Source organism: Methylobacterium sp. 092160098-2, assembly GCF_028920805.1.
GTDB classification, from domain to species: domain Bacteria; phylum Pseudomonadota; class Alphaproteobacteria; order Rhizobiales; family Beijerinckiaceae; genus Methylobacterium; species Methylobacterium fujisawaense.
Genome location: NZ_JAQPZJ010000001.1, coordinates 4,045,635 through 4,069,429 on the forward strand (window position 1 = coordinate 4,045,635; position 23,795 = coordinate 4,069,429).

Annotated in this window: 35 protein-coding genes and 2 pseudogenes; 17 read left to right on the plus strand and 20 right to left on the minus strand. The window is 62.7% G+C overall.

Going from position 1 to position 23,795, the window contains the following annotated elements:
- Window positions 1–4 precede the first annotated feature (4 nt).
- Together PQI07_RS19030 and PQI07_RS19035 are read right to left on the minus strand one after the other, a co-directional pair.
- Window positions 5–262, minus strand: a complete 258-nt coding sequence (locus PQI07_RS19030; protein WP_274927773.1) for a hypothetical protein — start codon at window positions 260–262, stop codon at window positions 5–7.
- Window positions 252–764: a hypothetical protein gene (locus PQI07_RS19035; protein WP_274927190.1), complete on the minus strand. Its 513-nt coding sequence runs from the start codon at window positions 762–764 to the stop codon at window positions 252–254. Before PQI07_RS19035 ends, PQI07_RS19030 begins: the two co-directional genes overlap by 11 nt.
- A 146-nt stretch (window positions 765–910) precedes the next feature.
- Between PQI07_RS19035 and PQI07_RS19040 the strand changes: the two genes are divergently transcribed.
- Window positions 911–1,423, plus strand: coding sequence for a hypothetical protein (locus PQI07_RS19040; protein WP_274927191.1), 513 nt, complete (start codon window positions 911–913; stop codon window positions 1,421–1,423).
- 91 nt (window positions 1,424–1,514) lie between these two features.
- Here the strand turns inward: PQI07_RS19040 and PQI07_RS19045 are convergent, their stop codons facing one another.
- Window positions 1,515–1,733, minus strand: a complete 219-nt coding sequence (locus PQI07_RS19045) for a hypothetical protein (RefSeq protein ID WP_274927192.1) — start codon at window positions 1,731–1,733, stop codon at window positions 1,515–1,517.
- Between the two features lie 169 nt (window positions 1,734–1,902).
- Between PQI07_RS19045 and PQI07_RS19050 the strand changes: the two genes are divergently transcribed.
- A complete protein-coding gene (locus PQI07_RS19050; RefSeq protein ID WP_274927193.1) occupies window positions 1,903–2,421 on the plus strand; it encodes a hypothetical protein in 519 nt (172 codons plus the stop codon).
- Here the strand turns inward: PQI07_RS19050 and PQI07_RS19055 are convergent.
- The 3 genes and pseudogenes from PQI07_RS19055 to PQI07_RS19065 all read right to left on the minus strand — a co-directional run bounded on the left by PQI07_RS19055 (window position 2,405) and on the right by PQI07_RS19065 (window position 4,676).
- Window positions 2,405–2,938 carry an adenine nucleotide alpha hydrolase family protein gene (locus PQI07_RS19055; RefSeq protein ID WP_274927774.1) on the minus strand — a complete coding sequence of 178 codons (534 nt, stop codon included), beginning with the start codon at window positions 2,936–2,938 and terminating at the stop codon, window positions 2,405–2,407. The genes PQI07_RS19050 and PQI07_RS19055 overlap by 17 nt on opposite strands.
- An 82-nt stretch (window positions 2,939–3,020) precedes the next feature.
- A pseudogene (locus PQI07_RS19060) lies at window positions 3,021–3,662 on the minus strand (adenine nucleotide alpha hydrolase family protein); the annotation flags it as partial.
- Window positions 3,663–3,732: 70 nt separating this feature from the next.
- Window positions 3,733–4,676, minus strand: a protein-coding gene (locus PQI07_RS19065) for an IS630 family transposase (RefSeq protein WP_274926560.1) whose coding sequence is annotated in 2 segments (ribosomal slippage) — window positions 3,733–4,340 and window positions 4,340–4,676 — 945 coding nt in all. Because the reading frame shifts where the segments join, the coding sequence is not laid out codon by codon here.
- A 112-nt stretch (window positions 4,677–4,788) separates the two neighbouring features.
- Between PQI07_RS19065 and PQI07_RS19070 the strand changes: the two genes are divergently transcribed.
- Window positions 4,789–5,055 carry a hypothetical protein gene (locus PQI07_RS19070; RefSeq protein ID WP_274927194.1) on the plus strand — a complete coding sequence of 89 codons (267 nt, stop codon included), beginning with the start codon at window positions 4,789–4,791 and terminating at the stop codon, window positions 5,053–5,055.
- A gap of 200 nt (window positions 5,056–5,255) precedes the next feature.
- Window positions 5,256–6,062 carry a hypothetical protein gene (locus PQI07_RS19075; RefSeq protein WP_274927195.1) on the plus strand — a complete coding sequence of 269 codons (807 nt, stop codon included), beginning with the start codon at window positions 5,256–5,258 and terminating at the stop codon, window positions 6,060–6,062.
- Between the two features lie 107 nt (window positions 6,063–6,169).
- Here PQI07_RS19075 and PQI07_RS19080 read toward each other — a convergent pair whose 3' ends face one another.
- Window positions 6,170–6,454 carry a S24 family peptidase gene (locus tag PQI07_RS19080; protein WP_274927196.1) on the minus strand — a complete coding sequence of 95 codons (285 nt, stop codon included), beginning with the start codon at window positions 6,452–6,454 and terminating at the stop codon, window positions 6,170–6,172.
- Window positions 6,455–6,535: 81 nt separating this feature from the next.
- Here PQI07_RS19080 and PQI07_RS19085 point away from each other — a divergent pair, with 81 nt between their 5' ends.
- From PQI07_RS19085 to PQI07_RS19115, 7 genes are all read left to right on the plus strand, one after another.
- Window positions 6,536–6,790: a DUF4376 domain-containing protein gene (locus PQI07_RS19085; protein WP_274927197.1), complete on the plus strand. Its 255-nt coding sequence runs from the start codon at window positions 6,536–6,538 to the stop codon at window positions 6,788–6,790.
- A 4-nt stretch (window positions 6,791–6,794) separates the two neighbouring features.
- Window positions 6,795–7,238: a hypothetical protein gene (locus PQI07_RS19090; RefSeq protein ID WP_274927198.1), complete on the plus strand. Its 444-nt coding sequence runs from the start codon at window positions 6,795–6,797 to the stop codon at window positions 7,236–7,238.
- 44 nt (window positions 7,239–7,282) lie between these two features.
- Window positions 7,283–7,909, plus strand: a complete 627-nt coding sequence (locus tag PQI07_RS19095; protein WP_274927199.1) for a hypothetical protein — start codon at window positions 7,283–7,285, stop codon at window positions 7,907–7,909.
- A gap of 15 nt (window positions 7,910–7,924) precedes the next feature.
- Window positions 7,925–8,125, plus strand: coding sequence for a hypothetical protein (locus tag PQI07_RS19100; RefSeq protein ID WP_274927200.1), 201 nt, complete (start codon window positions 7,925–7,927; stop codon window positions 8,123–8,125).
- 3 nt (window positions 8,126–8,128) lie between these two features.
- On the plus strand, window positions 8,129–8,671 hold the full coding sequence (locus PQI07_RS19105) for a 3TM-type holin (protein ID WP_274927201.1): 543 nt from the start codon (window positions 8,129–8,131) through the stop codon (window positions 8,669–8,671).
- A gap of 17 nt (window positions 8,672–8,688) precedes the next feature.
- Window positions 8,689–9,036 carry a hypothetical protein gene (locus PQI07_RS19110; RefSeq protein WP_274927202.1) on the plus strand — a complete coding sequence of 116 codons (348 nt, stop codon included), beginning with the start codon at window positions 8,689–8,691 and terminating at the stop codon, window positions 9,034–9,036.
- 182 nt (window positions 9,037–9,218) lie between these two features.
- Window positions 9,219–9,608 carry a hypothetical protein gene (locus PQI07_RS19115; protein ID WP_274927203.1) on the plus strand — a complete coding sequence of 130 codons (390 nt, stop codon included), beginning with the start codon at window positions 9,219–9,221 and terminating at the stop codon, window positions 9,606–9,608.
- Window positions 9,609–10,490: 882 nt separating this feature from the next.
- Here the strand turns inward: PQI07_RS19115 and PQI07_RS19120 are convergent.
- The 6 genes and pseudogenes from PQI07_RS19120 to PQI07_RS19145 form a co-directional block, all read right to left on the minus strand.
- A pseudogene (locus tag PQI07_RS19120) lies at window positions 10,491–10,868 on the minus strand (transposase family protein); the annotation flags it as partial.
- Between the two features lie 101 nt (window positions 10,869–10,969).
- Window positions 10,970–12,478, minus strand: a complete 1,509-nt coding sequence (locus PQI07_RS19125; RefSeq protein WP_274927204.1) for a polysaccharide deacetylase family protein — start codon at window positions 12,476–12,478, stop codon at window positions 10,970–10,972.
- A complete protein-coding gene (locus tag PQI07_RS19130) occupies window positions 12,475–13,047 on the minus strand; it encodes a class I SAM-dependent methyltransferase (protein ID WP_274927205.1) in 573 nt (190 codons plus the stop codon). The genes PQI07_RS19125 and PQI07_RS19130 overlap by 4 nt, the downstream gene beginning before the upstream one ends.
- Before the next feature lie 806 nt (window positions 13,048–13,853).
- Window positions 13,854–14,306: a class I SAM-dependent methyltransferase gene (locus PQI07_RS19135; protein ID WP_342462649.1), complete on the minus strand. Its 453-nt coding sequence runs from the start codon at window positions 14,304–14,306 to the stop codon at window positions 13,854–13,856.
- Between the two features lie 128 nt (window positions 14,307–14,434).
- Window positions 14,435–14,818: a hypothetical protein gene (locus PQI07_RS19140; RefSeq protein ID WP_274927207.1), complete on the minus strand. Its 384-nt coding sequence runs from the start codon at window positions 14,816–14,818 to the stop codon at window positions 14,435–14,437.
- A gap of 355 nt (window positions 14,819–15,173) precedes the next feature.
- Window positions 15,174–15,671, minus strand: coding sequence for a hypothetical protein (locus tag PQI07_RS19145; RefSeq protein WP_274927208.1), 498 nt, complete (start codon window positions 15,669–15,671; stop codon window positions 15,174–15,176).
- A gap of 258 nt (window positions 15,672–15,929) precedes the next feature.
- Between PQI07_RS19145 and PQI07_RS19150 the strand changes: the two genes are divergently transcribed.
- The gene (locus tag PQI07_RS19150) at window positions 15,930–16,127 is read left to right on the plus strand and encodes a hypothetical protein (RefSeq protein WP_274927209.1); all 198 of its coding nucleotides are present in this window, start codon (window positions 15,930–15,932) and stop codon (window positions 16,125–16,127) included.
- 412 nt (window positions 16,128–16,539) lie between these two features.
- On the plus strand, window positions 16,540–16,698 hold the full coding sequence (locus PQI07_RS19155; RefSeq protein WP_274927210.1) for a hypothetical protein: 159 nt from the start codon (window positions 16,540–16,542) through the stop codon (window positions 16,696–16,698).
- Between the two features lie 424 nt (window positions 16,699–17,122).
- Here the strand turns inward: PQI07_RS19155 and cysC are convergent, their stop codons facing one another.
- On the minus strand, window positions 17,123–17,740 hold the full coding sequence (gene cysC / locus PQI07_RS19160) for an adenylyl-sulfate kinase (protein WP_274927211.1): 618 nt from the start codon (window positions 17,738–17,740) through the stop codon (window positions 17,123–17,125).
- A 396-nt stretch (window positions 17,741–18,136) separates the two neighbouring features.
- On the opposite strand from cysC, the gene PQI07_RS19165 reads away from it, so the two are divergent.
- On the plus strand, window positions 18,137–18,883 hold the full coding sequence (locus PQI07_RS19165; protein ID WP_274927212.1) for a Stf0 family sulfotransferase: 747 nt from the start codon (window positions 18,137–18,139) through the stop codon (window positions 18,881–18,883).
- A gap of 60 nt (window positions 18,884–18,943) precedes the next feature.
- Here PQI07_RS19165 and PQI07_RS19170 read toward each other — a convergent pair whose 3' ends face one another.
- The 5 genes from PQI07_RS19170 to PQI07_RS19190 all read right to left on the minus strand — a co-directional run bounded on the left by PQI07_RS19170 (window position 18,944) and on the right by PQI07_RS19190 (window position 20,278).
- Entirely contained in the window at window positions 18,944–19,159 is a 216-nt protein-coding gene (locus PQI07_RS19170) for a hypothetical protein (protein ID WP_274927213.1), read from the minus strand.
- 281 nt (window positions 19,160–19,440) lie between these two features.
- Window positions 19,441–19,623, minus strand: a complete 183-nt coding sequence (locus PQI07_RS19175; protein WP_274927214.1) for a hypothetical protein — start codon at window positions 19,621–19,623, stop codon at window positions 19,441–19,443.
- Between the two features lie 4 nt (window positions 19,624–19,627).
- On the minus strand, window positions 19,628–19,825 hold the full coding sequence (locus PQI07_RS19180; RefSeq protein ID WP_274927215.1) for a hypothetical protein: 198 nt from the start codon (window positions 19,823–19,825) through the stop codon (window positions 19,628–19,630).
- Window positions 19,822–20,082: a hypothetical protein gene (locus tag PQI07_RS19185; RefSeq protein ID WP_274927216.1), complete on the minus strand. Its 261-nt coding sequence runs from the start codon at window positions 20,080–20,082 to the stop codon at window positions 19,822–19,824. The genes PQI07_RS19180 and PQI07_RS19185 overlap by 4 nt, the downstream gene beginning before the upstream one ends.
- Window positions 20,083–20,089: 7 nt before the next feature.
- A complete protein-coding gene (locus PQI07_RS19190; protein WP_274927217.1) occupies window positions 20,090–20,278 on the minus strand; it encodes a hypothetical protein in 189 nt (62 codons plus the stop codon).
- Between the two features lie 671 nt (window positions 20,279–20,949).
- Between PQI07_RS19190 and PQI07_RS19195 the strand changes: the two genes are divergently transcribed.
- From PQI07_RS19195 to PQI07_RS19205, 3 genes are all read left to right on the plus strand, one after another.
- Window positions 20,950–21,567, plus strand: a complete 618-nt coding sequence (locus PQI07_RS19195) for a cell wall anchor protein (RefSeq protein ID WP_274927218.1) — start codon at window positions 20,950–20,952, stop codon at window positions 21,565–21,567.
- 72 nt (window positions 21,568–21,639) lie between these two features.
- A complete protein-coding gene (locus PQI07_RS19200) occupies window positions 21,640–22,218 on the plus strand; it encodes an NADPH-dependent FMN reductase (RefSeq protein ID WP_043352726.1) in 579 nt (192 codons plus the stop codon).
- A gap of 336 nt (window positions 22,219–22,554) precedes the next feature.
- Window positions 22,555–22,887 carry a hypothetical protein gene (locus PQI07_RS19205; protein ID WP_043352724.1) on the plus strand — a complete coding sequence of 111 codons (333 nt, stop codon included), beginning with the start codon at window positions 22,555–22,557 and terminating at the stop codon, window positions 22,885–22,887.
- 52 nt (window positions 22,888–22,939) lie between these two features.
- Here the strand turns inward: PQI07_RS19205 and PQI07_RS19210 are convergent, their stop codons facing one another.
- Window positions 22,940–23,545, minus strand: coding sequence for a hypothetical protein (locus tag PQI07_RS19210; protein WP_244538868.1), 606 nt, complete (start codon window positions 23,543–23,545; stop codon window positions 22,940–22,942).
- Window positions 23,546–23,795: the final 250 nt, after the last annotated feature.

A 23,795-nucleotide genomic window follows, 5' to 3' on the forward strand; every position in this document is an offset into this window, starting at 1 on the left:
TCTCCTATTCCCGGCGCGGCCGCCGAGCGCCGGCATCGTTGCCGACATGATTCCGCCGGTCCAGAAAGGCTTTCACGGCCGGCCAGTAGCGGCCACCGAACTGCGGATCGATCCGTGGGAAGCCCCCGCGCTCCAGCACCACGGCAAGGCCGGTCCAGCCCTTCGACCGAGCCGGTCCCATGATGATCTCGGCGAGCTCTTTCTCATCCGGATAGAGGCAGGTCGGCTCTGCTCGCTCGACCGCCCGAACGCTACGCGGCACTGCTCCCTCCCAGCTCCTTCAGCCTCGCTTCTTCGAAATCGGCCAGCGCCCGACGGCCAGCATCGGTGATGCGGACAGCGCGCGACTCGCGCGGCGCCATCTCAGCCCAGCCGCAGCTCACCAGCCTCGGGATGAGCGTGTCTCCATTCCAGGGGATGAGCTTCACGTATGCGCGCTCGAGGAGCGGCACGAAGAAGGGACCGCGATCGATGCGTTGGAGCAGTTGCACGTGCTCATCCTGAATGGCCACGAAGGTCTCTCCAGCCACCACCGACGGGACTATGGCCGCCGTCGAGACAGTCGAAGGCTGACCCGGATCATCGGCAGCCTCCCGAGCCTGGCCGGGGTGAATGCCAGAGCCAGCGGCGTCGAGGACTGCACACTCCACCCGTACCCAGATCGCCTGAACCTCGGGCGCCAAGCTGTCCCACGGGTCGAACTCGCGCGGGCGGGCGTGGGCAAAACGGGCTTCGTAGGCGATGCGGCCGGGGTCTGGGCTCATCGTCCGCCTCCACAATGCAAGCCTGCGCCACCGAGCTGCTGGAAGCGGTGACTGGCATCGCGTGCGGCGGGCGCCTTGGTGCTCCGCCGCACTTCGGAAACCCATAGCGAAGAGTAGGCCGAATACTCAAGTGAGGAAGTATTCCGATGAGTGCAATCGATCTTCGGCTATCCAATTTGCGCATTTTTATGGGCTTTTTGGGGTCCTGCATTTTTGTTGCGGTGGCTCTGCGGCTGGCTATAGTTCGACCTAATGTTGGCGCCGATACAATAATCCCTGGAAGCTTCCGGGATTACGAAATGCGCGTGTGCGCAGTATTTTTCGGCTTTTGCGCGGCCTTGTGGGGCCTCAAATTGTTTCAATCCGATCCCGTCGTTTCCGTCGGTTCGCGAGGGATCTATGACCGTCGTCTCTCGACGGACTGGATCCCTTGGGAGGCGATCCGTGCCATCAAGCCAGCTCAGTTCTGGATGAGCAGCTACTCCCGACTGGAGATCGATCCCGAAGCTTCTGCGCGCATCCAGTGGACGAGACGGGCTCGCTTCGCGTCTTGGCTTAACCTCATGTTCGGACGGCGCTACCGGATCAGCGGTGCCGAACTGAGCGGAGGCGTCCCTGCATTGGCAGAAGCGATCGGTCGTAGTCGGCCGGAACGCTGAGGAGATGCCGTTCTTGTCCTCGGCGTAGATGCGCTGCCGCTGGCGCACCTCACGCTCGGCATAGGCGGCGAGATCGGCAGCGGTGAAAGTCTCAGCCACAGGTTGCTTCCTGGGCTTGAGCGCGTTCGGCGTAGAGCCGCCGCTGACAGGCGCGCATGCGGATGGGGTGGAGCAGGGCCGAAGCCTCCGCGAGGGCAGCGCGCGCTTCGCTCTGCTTCCGTTCGGCGGCTTCGACCGCCCTGCGCTCTGCTCCGGTGAGGTAGTCCCGCCAGTCACCCTTGAAGGCACGCGGGGTCCACGGCGCGTTCATCGGGCGCCTCCCGTCGCGAGGGCTGTAGAAAACGGCTTGTCCGTGCACTGCCCGGAAACTGGATGGACGCGATGATGGGGCGGCCTGCTACCAACACGCGAATTAGTTGCGAGTCTTTATGAACAATCAGACTCAAGGGTCGGGTAACGGGGGGCCATCGATCCTTCGAATGGTTCTCGTTGTCTTGATCGCACATTTTTGCGCTGCATACGCTTATAGTGTCTTTGCCCTTTTCTGGACCGATCTTAGACATCACTGGAGAGAGGCATTCTCCGTTGCCGGCAACACGAGCTTGATAAATATCGGAAAATACCTGTTCGTAATGTTATTTGCGGTGCAGATGTTTGCTTTCGTGGTATCTTTCATGACTGCTCCGGCCCTGTTGCTTAGTGTGCCGGCTGCCTTCGTTGCGGCGAAAAATTCGCGATCGGCCGCAAAGCATTTCACCGCGCTTGGTACTTTGGCCGGCGTATTGTTCGGCGTTCTGAACTTCAAACCAACCCGCACGCCCGGTGCATTCGATACGATCTCGTGTCTGATCTTCGGTATTACGTTTGCGGTCGTCGTCTTTTGGCTTTGCAACCGACGGCAGCGAGAGAGCGATGCGAGCGTTTCCCGAGTGCCATGCTCTGGCATTTCCGCGCGTGATGATGCTGGACTCGGCCATGCTGCTACTCCGCGGGCGTGAGGTCGGGGTGGTCGGTGAAGAGGAGCGGCTGCACGGACCCGTCCGAGAAGACGGCATCGAGCGGCACGTCCGCGGTCGGCTCGTCGCCGGTCCACCGCTGCGGCCAGGTGCCAGCGGCGATCAGCTCTCGGATGCGCGCCTCCTCCTCAGCGTTGAGCAGGTCGACGTGCGGCCGGCCGAGCCGAACAGCATCGGCATTGCAGGCGGCCTGGATGGCGAGGATCCGGTCGAGCGCGTCGAGACGCGCCGGCAGGGTGATCGGGCCCATGCGCTGCTGGTTCGGCACCAGCGTCCCGTCCTTGCGGGTCTCGCCGCCGGGCTGGCGCAGTCGGTTCCAGGCGAGCCGCAGCTCCCGGTAGATCGGGCGCAGGCCGAGCAGCGGCGCCAGGTACAACCAAGCCGGCAGGGCGACGACCGCCTCGAGCGCCTTGTCCCGGGCGGCCAGTGGGCAGCCGACGCAGCCGGTGCGCGCGTTTGCCTCCTCGGCCTCGTCGCCCCCGTAGGCGTCGGACAGCATAGGCGCGCATCGGCGCGTAGACCCGCAGCCAATCCCAGACGTTGCAGACCCGCCAGTGCAGGATCGGCGCAAGGGTCGCCAGGCGCCCGCGGACGCCCTTCATGTCGGGGAGGACCTGCTGATACCAGCCCTGCCCGCACTCGGCGCCGTCCTTGGAGCAGCTCATCTCGATCCGCTTGTCACGGATCGCGCTCTCGCCCTGTCGGACGCCGGTGATCGTCAGCACCGTGTCGGTCTCGGGCAGGTTGGCAAAGTCGGCCTCAATCGCGGCCGCCATCGGGTCGATCTTGATCTGCCGGGTGCACCAGCGGAGCGTGTTGTTGTTCGGCGGCGGGACGCCCCGGCCGAGGATGTAGACGAGGAATCGGCGGTCGAGCGGCGCGGTGAAGACGCGCAGCCGGATCCACGGAAAGCGGGCGAGCCGCGCCATGACGTCGGCGGCGGCGATCGAGAGCGGCGTCAGCTCCTGGCGGGTGTCGGCATAGTAGACGGTCAGCGTCTTCGGCGGCGCGAGCCGGCCAGCCTCGATTAGATGGACGATCAGGGTCAGCGTCGCGGTCGAGTCCTTCCCGCCGGACCACGCCATGGCCCAGTGCTCGTGCTGCGGGCCGTAGGCCTGGAGCGAGGCGAGGGTCATCTCGACGGCGTCGTCGTAGACTAAGCGCTCGGCCGTCAGCGCGAAGAGGTCGTGCTGGCGCGAGCCGCGGAGGATTCGGGCGGACATGATCTCGCCACCGCAACCACTGCGGCCGTTGCTGCACTGCAACGGACAGGCGCCCTAGAGCGGTTTCGGTTTAATCGGGGTCGTATCCTGCCGCGACGAAGAAGTTTGCGGCCTCGTCGGGCGTGACGGCATCGACGAGCCGCCCGATTGTGGTCCAGAGCTCTTCGCGCGTGCGCTCGGCGGCCTTGCGCAGCCCCGCCTTCAACTTCGAGAACGCCATCTCGATCGGATTGAAGTCCGGCGAGTAGGGCGGGAGGAACAGGAGCCGCGCGCCTGCCGCCTCGATCGCCGCGCGCACGGCCGGGCCTTTGTGGCTGCCGAGATTGTCCATGATCACGATGTCCCCGGGTGCGAGTTCGGGCACCAGGACCTGATCGACGTAGACTTGGAAGGCGTCGCGGTTGATCGGCCCGTCGAGCACGAACGGCGCGGCGATCCCGGACAGGCGCAGGCCCGCCACCAGGGTCGTGGTCTTCCAATGACCGTGCGGGACGGGGGAGCGCAGCCGCTGGCCGCGGGGACAGCGCCCGCGGGTGCGGGCCATGTTGGTGGCGGTCCACGTCTCGTCGAGGAACACCAGCCGGTCCGGGTCGAGATCGGGCTGGCTCTCGAACCACGCTTCCCGGGCGGCCTTCACGTCCGGTCGATCCTGCTCTGCGGCGTGGGCCGTCTTTTTTTGTACGTCAGGTCGCGCGCGTCGAGGAAGGCCCACAGCGTGCCGAGCCCGACGGTGAGGCCATGCTCGTCCTGCAACCGGGCGCGCATCTCCTCCAGGGTGATGTCAACCTTCTCGTCGATCAGCGTACGCAGGAACGTCTCGTACGGGTCGAGCTTGGAGCGGCGGGCACGCCCCTGCGGCCGGGCGGCCACCGTCCCAGTCGCGGCGAGCGCCGCCATCCAGCGGATCGCGGTTGCCTGGCCGACCCCGAAGCGGGCGGCCGCCTGACGGCGCGAGGTCGCCGCAGCCGCGGTCACCACCCGCTCGCGCAGGTCCAAGCTGTAGGGGCGGCCCATGCATCACTCCAGCTGTCGACCGGCCTAGTGAATCAGCCTCCCAGCGCCGCGTGAACCCCACCAAGCCGACTCAGCCCAAACCGAAAACGCTCTAGCTGAATGAGATGCTTCGATGCTGCTCCAGCCCATTGCCGATCACAGCCTGCAGTTGTTTGTTCTTGTGAATGGCAGGCTGGCCCCGGGGAGTCTATTGGGCTGCAGGGGCGCCGCGGAAGCCTGTAGGATTGCCGAGGAGAAGGTGCGTATAGGCCGGGCGATAGGCGCAGCCGCCTTCACCCGCACGGTTATGGAGCCAGACTACGACGATGGCGGTGAGCCGGTCACGTTGGCGATCTTCGGCATGGTCCCAGCAGGCTTGGCGGAGCAACTACCATTCTGACGCTCTAGGTCACCAAACCTCGCCCATGGGCTTGTGGCCGCGTCGCGCCAGATGATGCGTACCGTTCACTCGCCACAGCTCGAGGCAGCATGCGCTTCATTCTACCGGTACTTGCTTTCATGGCTGCTCCAATCTCGGCGCAAGCCCAAGCACAGACTGCGCTTCGGGAGCGGCCGGGCTCCCCACCAGACGCAGGACCCTTGGCGGCCCTAGCCGTAGCGCCACTGCAGGACAGTCGCTCGGTATTCGGCAATCACAACGTCGCCGCCGTAATCGAGCGCCGCGAGGGCGAGCCACACCCCTATGACGCACGCGGGATCTTCTCGGTCCACAAAGAGGCGCTCGGATCCGGCGTGGACGGAGAGAAGAGCGCGTCCACAGCCGACTTCGCCGGCCTGGTCCAATCGAGGAAGTCGGACTGGTTGACCAGCCGACAAGCTGGGGAGGTCGACGGGCTCGTGCTGATCACTCGCCAGGGGCGCAAAGGTGATGCCGCTTCGCTCCTGTTTAACGGGCAGAAGGTAAAGGGCACTGGCACGGATACCGGAGGCATGACCGGCCTCGAAGGCGAGCTGCGTTGGGTGACGCAAACGGGGGCGGCCACCATGGGCATGCACCTAACCATGGGGATCCTAGAGGGAGCCGGCGGCTCGACCGTCAACACCGGCAACGGCTTTGTCGCCGAGGCGAGCGAAGGCGTGCCGTTCGCCGCCTTCGCCGCCGACGGATTTAAGACCGGAGCCGGTGCATTGCCTACATGGCAGTATCTGCTCTGGGGCTCGGCGACACGAAGTGCCGGCGACGTCTACGCGTCCATCGACGGCACTGGCAATCAGTTTCTAAAGGGCGATTTGCGGGTGAACGGCTCAGTAATTGCCGCACGGTCGAGTACCCCGCGTTCATCAACGTCGCCGTGCACCACCGGACAAAGCTCCTGGGACGCGAACTATGAGTATCGGTGTGTGGCGCCCAATACGTGGAAGCGAGCAGCGCTTAGCGGGTGGTAGGCGACAACGCTGATCACGCTGGCGACCTTCGGTAAGTGTATGGAGCTTGCCGAAATGAACGTCGGCGGCTGCTTCGGGCCGGAAGGTGCTGGGCTCGGTCATGCCGATCACATCCCGATCAACTCGGTCCAGGGGATCACACGATGCAGCCGCATGACGTCGTCTTCGTCGAAGACGAGCTCCCTCGGCGGATTGAATTGCTCGACGACGATCTTTCCGCCGCTACGGCGCACAAGGCGCTTCACAAACGCGCTTCCAGCCTCACCGGCCATCGGCGCTTTTGGCTCGACGATCACGATATCCCGCGGCTTCGGCCGGCGATGCGGGTCGACGTAAAGAGGGTCGCCATCTTCGTAGCGCTCGGCCATGCTGTCACCGACGACGTAGACCACGAATACGTCCTTTTTGCCCTCGATACCTGGCGGCCGAGGGGCATAGTCGATCGTCTGTCCGTTGAAGCGGAAATCACCTTCGTGCCGCAGATTCCGGTCCCGAGTACCGGCACGTCGCGCGGGCCTTTCAGCCTGGTCAGTTCAGGACTGGTATCGTCGCCTGATCGACGAACGCTCGATGCTGCGACCATGCAGACAGTCGCGGTCGCGGTCGGGAAATGGGTTCAGGCCTGCTATTCGGCCTACCGGCTGGTCGACGGCAAGGTGACCGCCGGGACCATCACGACGACCGCGCAGATCGACGCTGCTTTCGCGGCCGTGACCCTACCGGGGTGATCCGATGGCGACCACTCCTCCCGTCTACCGCGAGCCGCTGGACGGCACCGAGATGGTGCGTGTCCTCAAGGGCGGGCGCTGGTATCTCGCGACGATCGCGGCTGTCGCCGCCCTCTATGACGCTTCGGCGCTGACCGCGCGCCTCGCGACCATCGAGGCGAAGCCCGAGGAGGCGGCGCACTTCACGGCCAGCGCGACGCTCCCCTCACTCACCGTTCTCTCGCCCATTTCCCTGACCCTCACCGGCCTAAAGCCCGCACGGCTGGGCGACATGCTCAAGGCCGGCGAGACGGTGCTGGTAGAGCCGGCAACCCCGCTGCCAGCCGGCGTCAACCTGTCCGCGGCCGTCGCGACCGCCGACGGCGCAGTCAGCCTCCAGCTCACCGCCAGCCTGTCGGTCGCCGCTGGGGCTGCACCAATCGTCTGGAACATCACCGCGCTGCGCTGACACCGCGCCGTCGCCGAACCACTCCCTACAGCTGAGAGACTCCCATGGCTGCCGCCCTCGATCGCGCCGCGTTCTTCGCGGCTGCGCGCAAGAACCCGTTCCCGATGGCCCTCACGCAAGGGCAGGTCTCGGGCATGGGCGCCATCCTCGACGCCTGCCCCTCGGATCTCGGCAGCCAGGAACTCGCCTACTGCCTCGCGACCGCCTTCCACGAGATGGCCTGTACCATGTTGCCGATCAAGAAGCTGGGCGGCGAAGCCTACTTCCGGCGCATGTACGACCCGCAGGGTGACCGGCCAGCGACGGCGAAGACGCTGGGCAACACGGTTCCCGGTGACGGGGCGAAGTTCGCCGGCCGCGGGTATGTCCAGCTCACCGGCCGGACGAACTACCGGCGCACCACCGGCGAGCTGCAGAACCGCGGCTATCTGGACTGGACGCTCGATCTCACTGCCGCGCCCGACATGGCGATGACGCCCGACATTGCGGCTCCAATCATGTTCCTGGGCATGGTCGAGGGCTGGTTCACCGGCAGGAAGCTCGGCGACTATGTCGGACCCGGCAAGCTCGGCGACCCGGTGAACGCCCGGAGGATCATCAACGGCACCGACAAGGCCCAGACGATCGCCGCCTACCACGACGCGTTCCTGAAGGCGCTCAAGGCCGCGTGACATGTTCCGGGAGGTGTGGTCGCCGCAGCCCCGGTCGTGCCGGTTCAGGTCGCGCCCGTTCCGCCAGTCGAACCGCCCGTGTTCGCGCCGGCCCCGCGCAACAGCGGCTCGCCGGTTCCGACCGCGCCGCAGCCTGATCCCGCGCCGGCCAAGCCCGGCTTCTGGGCCTCCGCTTCCGCGCGGCTGCGCACCGCCTACCCGAAGAAGGAGATCTGACCCATGGCCGGAGGCATCCTCGGATCCATCATCGGCGGCGTCCTGACGGGCGGGGCGGGCCCGGCGCTCGGGGCCGGGATCGGCGCGGCGATCCCGAGCGTCGCCGAGATCGCGAAGGTCATCGTCGACCGGACCATCCCGGACCCGCAGAAGAAGGCCGAGGCACAGGCCGAGATCGAGCAGGCTTCCACCGCGCGCGAGACGGCCCTGGTGACCGCCCTCCAGGCTCAGAACGAGCAGCAGAACGCCATCAACCTCGCCGAGGCGCAGGGCAACGACCGCTTCTCTTCGAGGTGGCGGCCGGCTCTCGGCTGGGCGTGCGTGGCGGCCTTCGTCTACCAGTTTTTGGCCGCGCCCATGGTCACGTGGTTGGGTGCGATCCTCGGCGTGATGCTCGGCGTCGCGTTCCCGGCTCCGCCGACGATCGTCGTGTCCGACTTCATGCCGGTGCTGATCGGCATGCTCGGGCTCGGCGTGATGCGCACCTACGAGCGCACCACGGGCGTGCCGGGGGCTGTGCCCAGTCCGCAGCCGGCACGGCGTTGAGCGCGGATGCTCGCGCCATGGACGCCGCCCGCGAAGCCCACACCCGGCCGCCGGCCTTCCTGCGGTTCCACGATCAAGAGGGCATGATGCCGGAAGCCCCGAACAAGCAGGATGAGGTCGCCTGGACCAAGATGCAGGTCGACGTCGCGGTCTCGGCGACGAAGCTCGATGCGGTCCAATCCGACGTGCGTGGCATCCGCGAGGATCTGCGCAACGTCTACGCCACCAAGACGGAGCTGAAGGACGTGATCGACGACGTGTCCAAGCTGAAGGACCACGTCGGCTGGCTGGTGAAATCCGTCCTCGGCGCGATCGTCCTGGCGATCGTCGGCCTCGTCCTGTCGAAGGGGGGCGTGCCGCATTGATGCCCCCGAAATCGGAACCGCCGCAGGTCGTGATGATGCCCGAAGTGGACCGCACGGACGAAATTTACGCCCGTGCCATCGAACTTGCCTACGGGCCATCGCGGCGCCAGGCTCGCGTGCAGCTCGTGCTCAACGTGCTCTAATACACCGCGCTCATCGCGCTGGTCGGCTGGATCTTCTCCATGGCGATCGACCGTGAGCCGCCGGTCCGGCAGATCACCCGCGAAGTCGTGAACCCGGGCAAGCAAGTGCACGCTGGCGATCGCCTCCTAATCCGCGGCGTTCGGGTCCGAGACCGGTCGTGCGAGATCACGCGCCGCTGGTGGATCGTCGACGGAGCCGGGCGGCGGCTCGACTTCGAGCCCGAGCGCTTCGACGCCTACGGCCCGCTGGGGCGTGAGGAAGAGGTCATCGGCCCGTTCATCCCGCTTGATGCGATGCCGGGTCGGGGGCGGCTCCTCGGCGCGGTGGCCTATGACTGCAACCCGCTCCAGCGCGCGCTCGGATGGTCGATCACCTCGATCCTTCCGCCACTGGAGTTCGAAATCCTGCCGCGGGCGCCAGCGCCATGAAGGATCCCGATGCGCAGGACCTGTCGCTGGTCTGGGCGCTCCTCGCGTTCCTGGCCGGCATCATTCTCGGCAACCGGACTGCGCCGAAGGATCCGTCCGGCTGATCGGAACCGCCGGCCCACCCGCGGGTCTACCCCGCATCCCTGAGCAATGCCCTTGAACCGCCCGGCTCCGGCCGCGGCAGTTCTTTCGTGCACTGGCCCACGGCTTGCGACGGCCTGTCGTTTCCTCCCGACTTTAACCCCGCCGGCACCCGCCGCGCGGGGCTTTTTCGTATTTCGGCGCAGTCTCAGTTCTTCGGCCTCTTCCGCGCGATCTCTGCCTCAGCTACTTCCCGGACAAAGCCAAGCGCTTCGTCCAGCGTTGGCTTTTGCCCAGTGAGAGGGATCGAGGCGCCTACTACCAAGCCGAACGCCATGTATGCCGCGGCTGCGCTGTGGCCGCGACAGACAGCCTGGATCGCCTGCGCAAGCGCAACTGCGCTATCGGTGGCGGCCTCGGCATTTGCTGATGCTGCTTCGGTCATATGTCTTCTGTGTGCTGCCCGCACAGCGCAGGTCAGCCGGAGTGTCGTATAATCCTAGTCAGAAGATACAACCCGCAAGTTGTAATTTGCGCATATACCGATATCAGACCATCAAAAGGGCGTGAGCATTATAACTTTGCGTGCCACGGCGAGCGCGAAGTTCCTACCAGTATAAATTAACCAGATTACCAGTTGGACTTAGCACTGCGTTCTCTCGCGAAATGACAGAGACGCACAACATGTAGCCTTGCGCCTCAATCGCACCGAGGCCCGTGTCACGATCTTCAGCCCGCCCGGTCCGCCGCCGCGGGCTTTTTCGCGCTCCTCGGCTTCCACTGGCTTGCCGGATGCAGCATCGCGGTGTAGCGGCCGGCCTCCGTTTCCAGCTTGGCGAAAGCCAGCTTCGATGTTCGGTCGATGGCTACAAACAGGCAGAGCTTGCCCTGTCCTGTCCTGACCTCGGCGATGTCGATGTGCATGTAGCCGATGAGGTAATCGGGAAAGCGCTTCTTCTTGGGCTTATCGCCCTCCATCTCCGGCAAGCGGCTGATGCCGTGCCGCTCAAGGCAGCGGTACAGCGACGAATGGGTCAGGTGCGGGATCGTGGGCCGCAAGCCATAGAGGCAGTCGTCCAGCGGCAGCATGGCGGGCCGCCGGGAGGCGACGATGACGGCCCCGACCTCTGGCGTCAGGACGGTTTAGCGGGGTTCCTTAGGTCCCATGGCGGCATCGGCCGTCTGCAGGGCCGGCCACGAGGATGCGCTCGCGCGCCAGATGGTGGGGCAGCCGCCAGCCTCCACCGCACCCTAATAACGGCCCTGATAAAGATCGGATGCTATACCAAATGCTTACGTTTAATATTATCTAGCCCAGCTGACAGTGATCCATAGGCCTCATTTACCCTGACGAGTTCGGCCGAGACACTGCCGTAGGCCTCGTTGACCCTTCGCAACTCCGTCTCTAAAGATCCATAAGCAAGATTTAAGCGAATGATCTCCGCAGCGTTGAGTGTGTGCTCCCGGTTGCACCGGTCGATCTCGGCGAAAGCATCAGCGTAAGAAGCATTAAGCCGCTCAATTTCTTGATCTCGAACCCGTATGATCGCTGCGCGCTGGATCAATTCTGCCTCTCTGGTACACAGCTCGCGTACCATCGTCGATACCGTCGCACTGTCACCTGTCACACCAATTACATCTATGCAGCGTTCGTAAAGCGCGTCGCCTAGGTGAAGAGTTTCAGCGTCCTTTGCCGCGCCGAGACGACGCATCACACTCACGCCGCGATCCGCCTCTAGGCGGCCTGACATAACGGCCTCGAGTGCAGAATCAGTATTTGTCGACCGGACCGACTCTGAAATCTCGTTTGCCGAAGAGCCGGCGCCGTTCGATCCGAAGTCAAATACGCCAGTCGTGACAGCTGCTGCGTTCGGATTACAATCTAACGCAACGCGACAAAGCAAGCCATAATCGCTGCGAAGTCGGTCGCCAGCTGCAACCTCGGTTTGATATTCGCATATGTCTTCACCGGTGTGGTCCGTGTACCGGAATGACATCCCATCTTGCCTAGCTGTATCAAGCGCATCGATTATCGGCTGCACAAATTCCCGCTGTGCAACGTCGGCAGTCACAAAAATTCTATCAAAAGGCACGATCTGCCGCTCAAGCGTATCTAATGTATCACGCAACAACCAAGGCTTATCCCTGAGTACGACGGTAACGGCAGATTTAGAACGGAAGAAGTTGTGATTCTCGAAAACGAGGGTGCGAGGCAAATAATAAAGGTCGTCTTGGTCACCGTCATCGCAGGCCAAAGCACCCTTGAAGTAGCTCTTCACGACCTCCCGGACGCTATCGTCAACGGCACCATGCGGATATGCAAACCACGTCAAATGTTCTGGTCCATACCGGGTCCGGAGCCATTCCGGGACCTGCAGCTCGCCGGCGGCCTCGACCTGGTCGAGTCCGGTGAAGCGTCGATGGCTACGCGTGTGCCACTGCACCCGGCCACCGCCCGCGACCAGCGCGTCAAGTTGTTCCACACTAGCAAAATGACATGATGGCTCAACGGTCTGATCGAACGTGTTGTCTCGACCAATCCAATCACCAATCACAAACAACTCGAACGGATAAGAAAATTGACGTAGTATTGGAAGCGCGTGCTCCAATACATTATCATACACGCCATCAAATGTGATAACGACGTGGCTCGGGTCATTTGGATCGTACTCGTCTAGCAAAACTACATTATACGATTGCAAAGCAGCCATTTGTTGGTAAAACTTATCAACAGTTAGCCACCAGTGGGTTTTCGCAACCGGATAAATTTTATGATAACACAAGATCATCGGCGATAAACCTCAAGCAAATGGATGTAATCCCGGTAGGGGTAGGTCCTTTTTGCGACGCGGGTCAGCGGAAATGCATGAGAAAACCATGACTCTATATGAACATGAATGAGATGACCTCCCGGCCTCAGGAGTCGCAATATTCGATCAGAAGCAACAGAAAAAGCGTGACCAATATACTGTTTATATAGAACGCCAGTGACAATCACGAGATCAAAATCGCCCAGATCCGAACCGTCGAGATCGAAAACATTGCAAACCTCAAACCTAACGTCATCCCGACCGATAAGTCCCGCCTTGCGGGTGGCCCACTCAACCGCTGCAGGAGATATATCTACTCCAATGATCTCCCCCGGCGGAAGCCGCAGTGTCAGGTAGCCATCTCCGCACCCGATATCGAGGATGCGCGCGAACGATAGACTTGATATAGCCGAAAGGATATGACCAGCGCGGCGATGGTCATCTGGATGACTCTCGTAGCCCCAAGGATCGCCGTCTGTAAAAAATTGGTCAAGATCTGCGGAAGGTACCAGTTCGGTAGACCATAGTTTAGCAGGTGCATCTGTCATGCCGGGGCCTCGCTCCCAGCCGGCTGCCCGCACCGGCCTGAATCCGAGGTCTAAGCGATCTTTTCGATCTTGGCCACAGGAGTAGGCTCCGGCGCGGCGATCGTGCCCCTTAGCACCTCATCCCCAACCTGCGCCCATTGTCAGACATCAGCCTTTGCAGGATAGACTGGGAAACTTCGCTAATGGCAGAGTACAAGCTCATTGTGGCGCAGAATCTAGAAAGTGAAAGCGTGTAGGTCATTTAAGGGTTATTCGTCATACGGGGTTGACGGCTGAGAAGCAGGCTTTAGGTCCGCTTCGCAGTCTGGGGTTGATGCGTATCAGTCGAACCCCGGTGCCCGCTTCAAACGGTCCAGGGCCAGCGCCCCACAGATCTCGACCATTTCGCCGCGCGCAAGGTGCTTGCTGAGTCAAGAAAGCGCTGCGCGGCGCGTAGAGCGCCTGCCGTCAACGTAGCAGATCGACATGCTGGTATCGCCATGACCGCGCTCATTGGAACTATCTCAACCTGAGCCGACGCGGGTCACCCGCACACCGTAAAGCTCAGCCTCTACATTCGCGAGTCCGAGACGCGCCCCGATTGGACCGCGAGCGGTGACGTTCATGATGGCCTCCGAAGCTTGCCGGGTTAGGACCGAACTTGAGACCGCGGTGATGGGCGAAGTCTGGTACGGCGCGCCGATATCAACCCTGGAGGCCGATTTGGAGGCCGGTACGTCTGACCTCAGATCAACTCCGTATGACGAAGAACCATAAACAGCTGTGCGACTTCGCGGGGTCTCCGCAGTATTTGCCGTGCGTTCATCTCACCCGCAAACCTCAAGCCAAAGGCTGGCCCCGCGTGCGCCACCCATGTTCATGGTAAGGCCCTCGACGTCTAGTCCGGAAAATTTTGGCGCGAGCCACTTTGCATCTTCTACTGACGCTAAATAATTAGGCAAAATTACCTTATAGCGGGTGCTGTTCATCAAAAGAGCTAAGACGGCGTACTGCTCGTTCCATATGATACCTATATCTTTGTACCAATTTTTGGGATACTCGTAGGGCAAGAACATATCATGTATGTGCACGAGAACGCCCGGCTTTACGGCGGGGAGCACGCGGAACAGAATATCGTGGACGTCGGAGCCGGGCTTCAGGGTATGGCTGGTGTCGATGAAGAGTACATCACCTGGCTCTAGAGCTTCGAAGAGGGTCATGGGAGCATCTTGTATCGAGATGCGGTGCAGTGCGCCCAGCTGCCCTTCTCGTGCGACCAGTTAAGGACGTGGATAAGGCTCAACGCAAGCGACCGTTCCGATCCCGTTCGAGCCCGTCGCTGTTAGGGCAATGAGGGTACTGAAACCCGAACCAACCTCTAGTACACGTTTTGGCCGACGCGCTCGAATCAGCCCATAGTAGACCGCAGCGTCGAGCGGCGGATACATCGGATTATTCTAATAGAGCTCTCGCTCGCTTCACGTAGAATTTTAGACAACTCATTGATGTGGGAAAGAACTTGATCCAGAAAAGGCCGATAATCAGGGCAGTTTATTTGTGCCCATGCGTCCGGGAAGGCTCGGTCAGGCCAAAAACTTTCCGGTAGCGCTGAAATATCAGATATGACGCTGTAATAGTGGTTCCGGCTTAAACTAATACCTGCAGCCTGGAAGGCGCGTTGCACGTCAGTGTTTATCCACGAGCCACCGATAGTGGCCACACGATCAACTAACTGTCCGAATGGTTTGGCAAGTGCTATAAGGACCTCTCGATCAAATTCATCAAATTGCATGGCAGGCCTCCGCACTCACTCTGCACGTAGCAGATCGTTCGGATTGGGCCAATCGCCCGCCCGAGCCCTCGTTCGCGTTCCCGAGGTATGCAGCTTCACGCGCCGGCTCGGTTAGACGCAGCCGCAACTTCTGGGCTTTTGATTGGAATACGGCTTCCTGCGCGTGGAATGTGCCGGCGCCCTGATGGTGGATGAGCGGCCGGTGACCGACGTGGAGCCGGACCGGCTCGTATTCGACCGGTTCAGTGGCTACCGGACGAAGCCCAGGCAGACCCGGCGGCCGCCGATCTGGGAGTTCGCGGCCAGAAGCAGAGCCGCGTAGCTGCTGATTGGCTGGGTTGAGCCCGCCTTCGAACTACGGGCGGTCAACAGGCGCGGCGGATGCGCGGCCGCCTTGGTCGAGAAGGTAAGTCACGCCTGCAAGCAGCGTGGCTTCCTGTTGTGGGCTCACGCTCTTCAGCCTGACAGTGGAGGCGCACTGATCGGGGCCGTCGAGTGGCAGGGAGCACGCAGCGTCGCTATTGCCGGGGAGCACGATCCGCGCACTTTCTGCCGCTCCCTCACGCTCGAACGTCCCGTTAAGGCGGCTGAAGTTGATCCTGTAGCCACCAACGCGGTTCGACATGATCGAATACGAGCAGTGATTGATCCGTGTGACGATCACCACGCCGTCATCCCCGCTGGTCAGCAGCGCGCGGTCTGCCGTCAGGACCTTGAGCTTGGTCGCAGTGATCGGCAGCGCATGCCTCAGAACGTAAGCCGCCTGAGTGAGCGTTCGACTGTCGCGGCGACTGGCAGCCTCCGCCAGCGAGATCAGACACAGCACCAGAGGCAGAATGAGAACTGCGCGCATGCGGCCAGAATATCGGCTGCTGCATGCCTGTCGAGCCATGCTCGGGCTTCGCCTTAAAGAGTCTTGCGCCCCGCGCCCAATCTGCCAGCATTCGCCCAGGGGGGGGGTGGGCGGCTGATCCCGCCTGTGATGTGCGAGGATGTCGGGGGCAAGCGCGATGTGAGCCGGCGCAGGATGTTGCGCCAAACAAGCCATTAACGCCGCAGGTCTTTTCGCAGCGCATCATGCGAATATGTCCACTCGCATACCGAGCCAGCCATGCACTTCGAGATCCGATCCACCGGCCGCCATCTGTGGACATGGGTGCTGCTCAACGCCTCGCATCTTACGGTGATGGAATCGGACCGGACCTTTCCGTCCGAGGCGCAGGCTTCAGCCGCCGCGCTGGCCTTCTCGAAGCTCGTGACCCGGGCCGGCAAGACACTGACCGCCGGTCCCGCAGGCGGCTTGCTCTGATACGACCGCGATCCCCAGGCAAGCCGATGGCATGACAGCCGAAATTGGCGTCCATTCACATTCGTCCACCGGTCGCGAAGATCGTCGGCGCCGGCATCTTGAAGGCAGCCTCGGCCTCAGGCTTGTTCCGTACTAGTTCGCGAGCGGAGGGCCACCAAGATGGGGCGCCTGGGGGATGCGGGGCCCGGTCGGGTGTAGGTCGACTGCGCGACCTGCAAGCGCTCGGGCCGCTACAACGTCGCTAGCCTCATCGATCGCTACGGGGCCGACATCTCGACGATCGATCTGCTTCGGCACCTGACGGCCTCGTGCCGCTACCAGCGCGCCCCCGGGGCGCCGCCCGCGCGGAAATACGAGCATCTCTGCCTCGCCGCGATTAACCCTGCCGCCAGATGCCAAGAAGATCCCGCCGGTGCCGCTGGGTGTGCCCTACACGATCGAGGTCCGGCGTGAGACCGGTGGCAACATCGAACTGCACCTCGCGACGATCTACCCGCTGTCTTCGGCCATCGCGGCATTCGAAGCGCCATGCATGGAATGGCCGACGCACATGGTCACCCTGCGAGATTGAGCTCGGATTCTGCGGAAGCGGGAGCGGTCGCTGCGGTACGCAATTACGGCAAAGCCGCTTATGTATCCCTATTCGCAAATGTAGCTAGCGCTGATTTTTATCTTGCTGCCTTTTGCTGGCGATAAAAACGCGCACAAGCTCACCAGTACTACGCAATTGGACAAGAGCTTCTGAGCCAGATTCGACGGGCCAAAAATTTAAAATTACACCCTGAAGATTGCCGTCGTCCGAGCGATATTCCTGCCTTACACAAAGACGTCTCCGAATTAGCTTCACGTGCGCTTTCCTTTGCGGCGTCTGCTCACGCCATTCCGGTTAGCGATATATGTTTCTGAATGTATCCGATACCTTGGTTCGTAAAATCGGTCGACTCTTGATGGCATTCCGCGATCAAATCGTCGTGAATGTCAATTTTAATCGCCAGTTAATCGAATGATGATGTCTGCAGCAATTTAGAGATGAGTGCTGCAGCGGACTGATCAACTGTGCATCCCTCAGTCTGTACAATGACGTCGGGCTGATCAGGAACCTCGTAAGGCGCAGATATGCCGGTGAAGTTGGAGATCTCGCCGCCTCGTGCACGACGATACAGGCCCTTTGGGTCCCGCGTTTCACAGACCTGCAACGACGTATCAATGAAAATCTCAAGGAAGGGCACGTCGCCAGCGATTTGGCGTGCAGTCGCTCGCTCCTGACGGAAGGGGGAGATTAGGGAGACGATCACTACTAGCCCGGCCTCCGCCATCAAGCGCGCGGTCTCAGCTGCGCGGCGGATGTTCTCGATGCGGTCCAGGGCGCTGAAACCCAGGTCGCTACTGAGGCCGTGGCGCAGGTTGTCACCGTCGAGCACCATGGCGTGCCTTCCGGCCTGTAGCAGCGCATCGTCCACGGCGTTGGCGATGCTCGATTTTCCTGCCCCGGATAGACCGGTGAACCAAGCGATTACCGGTCGCTGACCTAAAGCGTGCCACCGCTGCTCGCGGGGCAGCAGTGCCTGCCAACTCAGATTGCTAGGGTTCGTATCCTCAGAGTGCTGGTTCATGAGCTTGCTTGATATGCAACTTAAAGGCAGTGTACACGTTTCCGTGAGCGGCAACGTGCTAAATTTGTCACGGTGCTGCGAACCATCACACAGCTGTCCTAGGGCGAGCCAGCGGACGGAGTTGAAGTAACCCTTTGCAGTTGGGATCTATTCGCTTGAGTTTCGATGGCTGCCATGCCGCTGGCGATCAGTACCATCTGAGTACTCAACAATCGTGCCCTTTGGTTCGTCGGAGACGCAAACGCGGGCCTGCATCTAGACAGTCAACGAAGAGACGGCATGTCCAATCAGTCACTCCTCAGAATGTTGTTCAGAAACATGATCTGGCGAAGAAAAATTTATTGAATCATTTCTGGATATAGCTCACTGTTCGAACCAAATGCTAAAGAGGTTGATGTGCGACAATATCATAACCCATTGTACGATGATCATCATGACCTCCCGATATACGCCAATATTCCAAAAATATCATATGTTCTAAGTTCTTCGCCAAGGTGTGGCAGTACATATTTAGCGGCATTGATCAGTCAGACCAAAACATTAGGAGCACCTCACGAGTACTTGGCGGAAGATAATTTCAGAATGATGCAGGTTAGATTTCAGACCCCCGATGATCATTCGACAATGCGAGAGATCGTCAGGCGGCGCACCTCGGAACTCGGGGTATTCGGTGTCAAATTGCACGCTAATCAGTTAGCTCAATTGCGCTATATGCAAAGTCTCGGACATAATTTCGAAATAAGTAAGTATGTGTTTATCCAGAGAAAAGATAGGATAAGACAGGCGATCTCATATGCTAAGGCGGTATTGTCTCAAGAATGGATCGCGATAGAGAATTATTCTCACCCAGAAAGCGGCACTATCAATAGCAATAAAATTGACGTCGAAGGAATGCTAGGCAATATTGACCGGGAAAATAATGATTGGCTTGCTTTTTTTTCTGATAAAGGCATTGATCCTCTGATTGTATTCTACGAAGATGTTCTGGAGAATCCGCAATGTGAGGTCGATAGAATTGCCCAATGGCTTGGAGTGCCTTCAGGTCAGGTGGATCAATCAAAAGTTCCTCTGAAGCGGCAGAGCAATGAGGAGACGGAAGAGATAATCAGAAGCTTTCGAGCTAAAGTAGGGAGCTCTAATTAAAACCAAAGCGAGCGGGATGGACACTTCCAGCTGCGCCAGCCGATCCACCGACGGTCTGTTCTAAGCTCGGGTCTCGGTGGGTCGATTACGCTGACGCTCCGCTTCGTCCACGGCCGTGTGCTGCTTCTTCGTGGCGATCAGCAGGTCAAGCCAAGCGATGGCCTTCTCGTGCGGCTCCATGCGGCGCACGTCGCCGAGACACTTCCCCAACTCCCATCGGTGCCAGGAGCGCACGTTCGACAGCGCCTGCAGGTAGCCCTTCTGCTCGTCGGTCACAGGTCTGCCGCCCGTTGAAGACCCGGCGCTACACCCGGCCTGCTCGCCTCGATCTCGACGAGATGCGCCCGGCCAGCTGGCGTGATGAACCACGCATCCACGCGGCGGCCTGGGCCAGGAGCCGAACGGGACTCAACTAGCCCGCGCTTGCGCAGGACCGCCATCGCCGACGGATAGGCGCCGCGGCGCAGCCCCTGCGGGTAGAGCAGGCAGGCGCGAAGAGCCTCGAGCTGGCGGCCGCGAACTGGCGCGATCGGTTCGGAAGGCATGACGACCCCCAGCTATCGCGAGTCGCCATCCTCGACGAGTCCGCGGCTCGCGGCCAAACGCAACACGTCGGCATCCGAGTAGATCAGGTCGCCGATCTGCCAGCGCTCCATGTCGTTGCCCGTGGGGATGGCCTTGATGCCGGCAGCCCGTAGCGCTGCGACGGCTGCAAGGACCGGGTCGGCGTCGTCGATCATGCCGCTATCCCAGCGCGATCAGCATCCAGGTGCGCGCTTTGGCCATCAGGTCGCCATCGCCGGCCGTCGGATCAGCCTCGATTACGCGCTTGATGATCTCGCGCGCCTCGTTCCCGCTCATCCCGATTCCCTGCACGAAGCCGCTCAAGCGCTCCATCAGGCGCTCTACTGTCGCTTCGCGCTCGGCGTCAGGATCGCTCATCCCTTCACCGGATGCGCCAACAGGATCGCCGTCCGGACCATGTTCCGCTTCCAGGCTGGCTTGTCGGTGGTCAGCGCCTCGGCCGCACGGGTGTTCGTGCGGAGCGTCTCGACGAGGTCGAGCGTCCAGCCCTTCGCGAGCGGGTAGGCCTCAGTCGCCAGATCCGCGAGCACGGCGTCAACCGCAGCGTCGATCTCCTGGTCGGTGACCTCGGCCGCCTTGCGCAGCTCGGAGACAGTCGGGGGTTCTTTGGCCATGGCCGGCCTACTGCAGCTTGTCCGACGTCGAGTCCATGAGGCCGACCCGCACAGCGAGGGCGAACAGGTCGCCGTCCGTCAGCGTCACGCCGTCGACCAGCCAGTAGGGCAGGCCACCGATCCAGGGCTCCACGGTGTGGCCGCGGGCCCGAAGCGCCGCAACGGCTTCGCGAATCGGATCGTGGCCATCGCTCATAAGGCGAGGCTACCGCGGGCAGGGGAGGGGGGTCTATTGCCCGCTCGGAAACGGACGCCGGCCGGTAACGCCTGTGCGCGGAATCAATATGATCGCCCCGACTGTTAATCGCCTTGTCGCAGGTTCGAGTCCTGCTCGGGGAGCCATCAGCCCCCATTACAGCCCCGCCTCTCGGACCCCACGGCGTTGAGCGCTGATGCCGATCCGTTCTTGCGACAGGATCTCGGGGCCCCTTGGGCAGCAGCCGCTTCATCCCGTCCGTGCGCCGGCCCAAGATCCCGGCCGTCGATACGGCTGAGACGCGCGCAGCGCTCACGGCGAAATGCCGGTCGCGAGCGCGATCGAACGGTCTCGGGGCGGCCGCGCATGTCGGCGGCCGCGTTCACCCGGAGCGGCACTCGAAATGTCGGCGGGCCGCGGCGGGGACCGAAGGAGGCGCCCCGGCTCAGCCGGGCGTAGAGCGGATCAAGATCGCCGTGCTTGACTTCGTCGACGGACAGCCCCCCGCGCCGCACCGACCTGACCCGCCCCCTCTCAGCGGGGTGGATCGGCAGAATCTGCCGCTGGGCCGATCCTGCCGGTCCCCGGCCCGGGAGCGTCGCTGAAATCATTGGGAAAATTCTGGAATGCGCCGTGCCTCCCCGAACCGAAGGCGGTCGCGGAGGCGTAGCATGTCGACGAATGCGGTTACGGGCAGTTCTCTCCAGCGGGATCTTGTCAGCGCCCTGAGACAGGCGCGTGCGGCGAATACGGCCCGGATCGAGGCCGGTGCCTCGACCACGGCGGGCCAGGATCCAACCACCACCCAGGCTACCGGAAGCACCGGGCAGACGACCGGCACCACATCGACACCGACCCTGTCGAACGATCTGATGGCGTCGCTCCTGCAACTGCAATCCGACTTCAGCCAGATGGGCCTTCAGAGCGGCGTCACCACACCGGCGGACGCCACCGCCAATGCCGACGAAGCCTCAGCGACCGGCACGTCGTCGAGCCCGACCGCGGACGGCGCGGCGCCCGTCCATCACCGTCGCGGCCACCATGGCCATCGGCCGGCGTCGGACGCGACGCAGAGCGGGGCATCCGCGCCGACCGGCGCCGCAACGGACGGCGCGTCGTCCACAAGTGCGTCCGCGGGTACGACGGCGACCGCCGATGCCGCGTCGGCGACCGGCAGCGGCGACGGCCTGCAATCCTTCCTGCAACAGGTGACGAAGGCGATCGCCGCCTATGCGACGGGCGGCCCGGTGGGCATGGCGGCTGCACTCACCAGCAGCACCCAGGCCTGACCCGGCCGGGATCGCCTGGCGTCTGGAGTGGTCCGCCGGCCTCTGGCATGATCGGGGGAACCGGAGATCGCCATGCCCCTGACCATCCCCGTGATTCTCGGCAGCGTCCGCACCGACCGCATCGGCAACCGCGCCGCGCAGTTCCTGATTGCGCAACTCGAGGCGCGCGGCCACGCCGCCCCGCTGGTGGACCCCGCCGAGCTGAAGCTCCCGCTCCTCGACCGGATGTACAAGGAATATCCGGCCGGCACCGCGCCGGAGCCCCTGCAGCGCCTCGCCGACCTCTTCCGCGGATCGGACGCCTTCCTGGTGGTCACGGCCGAGTACAATCACGGCGTCCCGCCCGCGCTCTCCAACACCCTCGACCATTTCCTGGAAGAGTACTTCTGGCGGCCGTCGGCCATCTGCTGCTACTCGGCCGGTCAGTTCGGCGGCGTCCGGGCGGCAATGGCATTGCGGGCGATGCTTGCCGAGATGGGCATGTCCAGCATCCCCTCGCTCCTGCCGATCCCGCGGCTCCAGAAAGCCATCGACAGCCAGGGCATTCCTGCCGAGCCCTGGATCACGACGGCGGCCAACCGCTTCCTCGACGAACTCGAATGGCACGCCGAGGCCCTGCGGGACCGGCGCCAGCGCGGCACGCCGTACTGAGCGGCAGCCGGCCGCCCCCAGCCCCGTCGCGGCGGCGTCATCGCGCCCTCGCGGGAGACAACGCTCCCGGTGCATCGGAGGTATTCGAACGGCCAAGCGCACCTCGATGCGCGCAATTTTGCGCCATGAAGTGATCGAGACAGCGCTTTCGATTCTCAGGATGCGCAAATACTCGACACACGATTGCAGAACAACTTTGCATGATCTCGCCGACGAAACGGTGAACGCGCCGCGCGCCCGGCGCACGAGACAGTATTGCTCTGTTGCAAAAAGGTGGCTGCACGGTGAGCCGAAGTATGAGAGCTTGGCCGTGTTCCCCAACGCGGACCGATTCCGATGAAGATCGACGAGAGGGCGCTCCTGCAGGAGCGCGTGCGGACGCTTGTCCTGCGCCATGCCCTGGAAGCCGTACTGGACCGTCTTGCGTCGGCCGCGCGGGATGCGGGACGGGATGCCGAGGCGGAATTTCTCGGCCTGGAGCAGTCGCTGATCGCGGCCGCCCGCAGCGTCGCCGACCGCGCCAGCGCCCAGAAACTGGCTGTCCTGGTTGCCGTCGAGGACGCGAGCACGACGATCCGGGCCGCCTTCGACAACGCGCACGAGCGCCTCGACGTGCTGCGACCGTCGCATCTCACCCTCGTCGAACCGGAGGCTGCCGTCGCAGCCTAGCAGCCGCGCCGTCCCCCGCAGAGAGCCGGACCGGTCGTCGGGCTCAGGGCTCTCAGCGCGGCCCCGCCTCAGGCAGGGAGCCTTCGGGGTCCAAGGGAATTGGCGCGCGGAATGCCGCGAGACCGGCGGAGAGCCGCGCCAGCGTGGCGAGGCCGAGCGCCAGGAATACGGCCCCGCCGGTCAGAACCACACGCTCGATCCGGTCCGTATTGATGATGTGATCGGGGACCTCGACGCATTGCACGAGGATCTCGGCGACGAGCCCCAGCACCAGCAGGGCGAGTCCGCAATGGTGACAGAGCGCGTCGATCGCCGCCTCGCGATCGGGATCCTCGGTCGGAAGGCCGCCGAGGAGATGGCTCACGCCAGGGCGCTCTTCCAGCACCACGCCCCAACCGATCAGGATCACGCCCATCCCCTCGATCAGATGCCCGGCCTCGTGAATCGTGGCGTGATGCTGAAATCCAGCGCCCCAGAGCAAGATGGCGACCTCGACGAGCGCGAGCGTCAGCGGCAACGCGATCAGCATATTGAACGCAAAGATCGACCAGCGGTTGAGAAGTGATCTTGCCAGCATGGACCGGACGAAAGTCTGAACACGCAGGGGCGCAGAACTCTGGCGCGACTCAGAGCCACTGTCCCTGGACGAAATCAGCAAGAGCGCGTCGCTTCAGCCCCGTCAAGAACTAGAGACTGTTTGGAACGCAGGGGCCGCGATATGGGATTACACGCCCCCCCCTGAGAGACCCTGGGCACCGCGCGGCGCCAGTGGCCGCGCCGCGCACGGCGTCGAATCCCGTTTCCCATTCGGATGCGAGGCACGAAACCATCGGCCCGGCCGGATGGTGCTCGACCACGGCCCCCGACTTTGCAGCGATACGGGCGGAGGCGTCAGAAAGGCCGCCCGA

Excerpts from the sequence above, each read along its gene's own strand:
- PQI07_RS19035 (WP_274927190.1), bottom strand. The coding sequence starts at position 764 with ATGAGCCCAGACCCCGGCCGCATCGCCTACGAAGCCCGTTTTGCCCAC.
- PQI07_RS19040 (WP_274927191.1), top strand. The coding sequence starts at position 911 with ATGAGTGCAATCGATCTTCGGCTATCCAATTTGCGCATTTTTATGGGC.
- PQI07_RS19045 (WP_274927192.1), bottom strand. The coding sequence starts at position 1,733 with ATGAACGCGCCGTGGACCCCGCGTGCCTTCAAGGGTGACTGGCGGGAC.
- PQI07_RS19050 (WP_274927193.1), top strand. The coding sequence starts at position 1,903 with ATGGTTCTCGTTGTCTTGATCGCACATTTTTGCGCTGCATACGCTTAT.
- PQI07_RS19055 (WP_274927774.1), bottom strand. The coding sequence starts at position 2,938 with ATGCTGTCCGACGCCTACGGGGGCGACGAGGCCGAGGAGGCAAACGCG.
- PQI07_RS19070 (WP_274927194.1), top strand. The coding sequence starts at position 4,789 with ATGCTGCTCCAGCCCATTGCCGATCACAGCCTGCAGTTGTTTGTTCTT.
- PQI07_RS19090 (WP_274927198.1), top strand. The coding sequence starts at position 6,795 with ATGGCGACCACTCCTCCCGTCTACCGCGAGCCGCTGGACGGCACCGAG.
- PQI07_RS19095 (WP_274927199.1), top strand. The coding sequence starts at position 7,283 with ATGGCTGCCGCCCTCGATCGCGCCGCGTTCTTCGCGGCTGCGCGCAAG.
- PQI07_RS19105 (WP_274927201.1), top strand. The coding sequence starts at position 8,129 with ATGGCCGGAGGCATCCTCGGATCCATCATCGGCGGCGTCCTGACGGGC.
- PQI07_RS19110 (WP_274927202.1), top strand. The coding sequence starts at position 8,689 with ATGGACGCCGCCCGCGAAGCCCACACCCGGCCGCCGGCCTTCCTGCGG.
- PQI07_RS19115 (WP_274927203.1), top strand. The coding sequence starts at position 9,219 with ATGGCGATCGACCGTGAGCCGCCGGTCCGGCAGATCACCCGCGAAGTC.
- PQI07_RS19125 (WP_274927204.1), bottom strand. The coding sequence starts at position 12,478 with ATGATCTTGTGTTATCATAAAATTTATCCGGTTGCGAAAACCCACTGG.
- PQI07_RS19130 (WP_274927205.1), bottom strand. The coding sequence starts at position 13,047 with ATGACAGATGCACCTGCTAAACTATGGTCTACCGAACTGGTACCTTCC.
- PQI07_RS19140 (WP_274927207.1), bottom strand. The coding sequence starts at position 14,818 with ATGCAATTTGATGAATTTGATCGAGAGGTCCTTATAGCACTTGCCAAA.
- PQI07_RS19145 (WP_274927208.1), bottom strand. The coding sequence starts at position 15,671 with ATGCGCGCAGTTCTCATTCTGCCTCTGGTGCTGTGTCTGATCTCGCTG.
- PQI07_RS19150 (WP_274927209.1), top strand. The coding sequence starts at position 15,930 with ATGCACTTCGAGATCCGATCCACCGGCCGCCATCTGTGGACATGGGTG.
- cysC (WP_274927211.1), bottom strand. The coding sequence starts at position 17,740 with ATGAACCAGCACTCTGAGGATACGAACCCTAGCAATCTGAGTTGGCAG.
- PQI07_RS19175 (WP_274927214.1), bottom strand. The coding sequence starts at position 19,623 with ATGATCGACGACGCCGACCCGGTCCTTGCAGCCGTCGCAGCGCTACGG.
- PQI07_RS19180 (WP_274927215.1), bottom strand. The coding sequence starts at position 19,825 with ATGAGCGATCCTGACGCCGAGCGCGAAGCGACAGTAGAGCGCCTGATG.
- PQI07_RS19185 (WP_274927216.1), bottom strand. The coding sequence starts at position 20,082 with ATGGCCAAAGAACCCCCGACTGTCTCCGAGCTGCGCAAGGCGGCCGAG.
- PQI07_RS19190 (WP_274927217.1), bottom strand. The coding sequence starts at position 20,278 with ATGAGCGATGGCCACGATCCGATTCGCGAAGCCGTTGCGGCGCTTCGG.
- PQI07_RS19195 (WP_274927218.1), top strand. The coding sequence starts at position 20,950 with ATGTCGACGAATGCGGTTACGGGCAGTTCTCTCCAGCGGGATCTTGTC.
- PQI07_RS19200 (WP_043352726.1), top strand. The coding sequence starts at position 21,640 with ATGCCCCTGACCATCCCCGTGATTCTCGGCAGCGTCCGCACCGACCGC.
- PQI07_RS19205 (WP_043352724.1), top strand. The coding sequence starts at position 22,555 with ATGAAGATCGACGAGAGGGCGCTCCTGCAGGAGCGCGTGCGGACGCTT.